Origin of the sequence: Dapis brunnea BLCC-M229 (assembly GCF_050015995.1) — a bacterium.
Lineage (GTDB): Bacteria > Cyanobacteriota > Cyanobacteriia > Cyanobacteriales > Microcoleaceae > Trichodesmium.
Map to the genome: position 1 here is coordinate 23602 of NZ_JBNHEP010000088.1, position 3113 is coordinate 26714.

Sequence of the window (3113 nt, forward strand, 5' to 3'; positions counted from 1 at the left end):
GGTAGAACCATAGTGAAACCCAACAAAGTCTTGGTATAAGTTGGATTAATTCTAGCGATCGGCAATATACTTCGAGTCAAATAAAACATCTAAAAATGTAGATTGGATAGAACCATAGTGAAACCTAACAAAGTTTTCGCATAAGTTGGATTAATTATGCGGAAAAACTGCGCGAAAGTTTCCTCAACCCAACCTACAATTAAAGCTATTTTTTCTGAAATATGATTATTCTTTATTGTCATCTTCATCAAATAAAAGTGTTACACTACCAGAGTCTTCTTCAATTGTTTTTATTCCCTCACAATATTTAATAGGATTAATTTTCTCTTGTTCCGTTAAGAATGTTTGTCCTCCACTACTCCTACATAAGTATTGAGTAATCTTTTCATACTCTTTTTGACTACTTGCTTCCTCAGCTATTCCCATAACTTCCCAATAGGAATCCAAAACTTTCTCTCCTTCACCTAATTTCTGATAAGTTACACCCACATAGAAAAGAGCGCGAGCTTCTGCTTCTAAGTCACCTCCTCGCCGCATTTTTAAGACCTGCTGAAACTTTTCCAATGCTTTTTCAAATTTCCAGTCTTGATAATATGCTGCCCCCTCTTTCAACAACCTATCTATTTCAGATTGACTGTTAGCTCGATTATAAGAAACATTTTGTGCCAATGCAGGATAATTTCCCAATTTTCCTCCTTGACTGAACCCCTCAATAGTAGGAAAACTCAAAACTAAAGCAGTAGTAATAATCCCAAGACATTTAATCCAATAACCCATAGATAAATACCTCCGTAAATCTACCAAAAAATCTGTCTCAAAAATTCCGGATAGCTTCATATTTCAATAGATGAATTAACACTAACTAGTAGGGCGTCTAGTTTGAAAATGTGGGTTAAAAAACCTAACGCCCTAACCCCCTTCCCTACAAGGGAAGGGGAAGTATTTCTCCCCTCTCCTTGCAGGAGAGGGGTAGGGGGAGAGGTCTTAAGTAAGCAGGAACATTACCCACAATTTTAGCCTAGACACGCTAGTAGTAATTTCTAATCCTCGTCTAATTAATATGAAGCAACTTGTCTTTGCTATTAGCTCTCCTTAATAGTATTTTGGGAAATACACAAATTTCCCGAACTTTGTCTGTATAACTAACTACTAGAAATTGCTTATACTACAATCTTAGCTTATTATATATTGACCCCTTTTATATAAGCAAGAGATAGACAAGTTAAGTAATGTAAGGACCTAATCAGATGAACGGTAAACTATTGTTATTTTTAACCTCAGTATTTATCTTCTCAATTCCTGTAACATGGGCAAAATCTGTAACCGGATTAACACAGATAAACTCTACAGAATTTGAGCCACAAAATAAATCCCTTCCCCATCTACTATCACCGCCAACATCACAAGGACTGACTCACCCCAGATCGGTCTTTACAAAAGTTCAAAAAAAAACCCAGGAACTAGCACAAGCATCAGATGAATACGACGACCTCTCAGTACTAGACCAAGTAAACTCCGTATCCCAACTATCAGATATCCAACCGACTGACTGGGCATTTCAAGCATTACAATCATTAGTAGAACGTTACGGTTGTATAGCAGGATATCCAGATGGTACTTACAGAGGCAACCGTGCCATGAACCGCCATGAATTTGCAGCGGGGTTAAACGCTTGCTTGGATAGAATGACAGAACTAATTGAAATATCTACAGCAGACTTAGCCACTCGCGAAGATATGGCCAAAGTTCAACGTCTAGTCGAAGAGTTTGCCCCAGAGTTAGCAGCACTCCGTGGACGAATGGATGTCCTGGAAGCTCGGACTGCGGAACTAGAAGTAAATAGATTTAATGGTACAACAACTATATTTGGTGGAGAAGTAATATTTGGTTTAACCAATGGTTTCGGTGGAGAAGATGTAGAAAATGCTTTTGGGGGACGTGGAGGGGGTTACGAAAACACAATTTTTAATTATCTAGTCCGACTTCAGACAGCCACAACTTTTACAGGAAAAGACCGCCTACGTCTAGAGTTAGGTTCGGCAAACTTCAGTAGTCGCGGTTTTGCAGGCGAGCAGTCATTCAACACAGATATGGCTATCCTATCTTACCAAACAGACACAGACGATGATTTTCAAATATTTAAGTTAGAATATCGTTTTCCAGCTTTTGGCGATCGCGTAGTTTTCACGTTCCGACCTGTCAACTTTAGTTTAAATAGTGTCCTTACAGCTAACTCTCCCTATTTTGACGCGGGTCGTGGTTCAATTTCTCGGTTTACCGACTCCAGTCCCCTGTTTAAAATAGGTAGACTAGACTCTGGTTTAGGTTTTGACTGGTTAATTACCGACAAAGTACGTTTACAAGTTGCCTATGGTACGCGGGATAGCGAAAACCCCGGTAACGGTCTAACAGGACAAGGTGGTATTACTGATGCAGGTCACAGTGCTACGGGAGTTCAATTTTTAACTGTGCCGTTTAATAATGTTTTAACTGGAGTTACTTATATTAATGCTTATTCAGAAGATGGTTTTCTTGATACGTTTACAGGTAGCTTAAATGCTGATACTTCTGGAGGCTTAGGTATTCCTGCTAATATTAATGCAGTAGGTGGTACAGTGCAATGGCGAGTCTGGGAAAAAATAACTCTAGGTGCTTGGGGAGGGTGGGTATTTACAAATTATATTAATTCTGATGCTCATGCTACTTCTAATACTTATTTATTTTCTGTCGGGATGTCTGATCCTTTCGGTCGGCAAGGAGATTTATTTGCAGTTTTATTTGGCAAACCTTTAAAATTAGTAGATGGAGATAATGGCATTCAAGAAGATGAGGATACCTCCTATCATATTGAAACTTTTTACAGATATAAATTAAGCGATAATATTACAATTACCCCTGGATTTTTTGTAGTAACAAATCCAGAACATAATGAAGATAATGAAACAATTGTTATTGGAGTTTTGCGGACAACTTTCCGTTTTTAGATGAAAAAACCATGGCAGAAATAAAAATGCTTGTAGTAGGGCTTCAGCCCGATTATTTATAAATATATTTGGGGGCGCTGAAGCGCAACTACAAACAAAAAAAATCATTCTCGTAGTAGGCTTCAGCCC

At 38.3% G+C, this 3113-nt stretch carries 2 protein-coding genes; one reads left to right on the plus strand and one right to left on the minus strand.

The window, feature by feature from the left end; translation table 11 throughout:
* Positions 1 to 225: 225 nt before the first annotated feature.
* The gene (locus tag ACP6PM_RS10135; RefSeq protein WP_426584225.1) at positions 226 to 837 is read right to left on the minus strand and encodes a tetratricopeptide repeat protein; all 612 of its coding nucleotides are present in this window, start codon (positions 835 to 837) and stop codon (positions 226 to 228) included.
* A 410-nt stretch (positions 838 to 1247) separates the two neighbouring features.
* Between ACP6PM_RS10135 and ACP6PM_RS10140 the strand changes: the two genes are divergently transcribed.
* Positions 1248 to 2984 carry an iron uptake porin gene (locus tag ACP6PM_RS10140; RefSeq protein WP_426584227.1) on the plus strand — a complete coding sequence of 579 codons (1737 nt, stop codon included), beginning with the start codon at positions 1248 to 1250 and terminating at the stop codon, positions 2982 to 2984.
* The last annotated feature ends 129 nt before the right edge of the window (positions 2985 to 3113 follow it).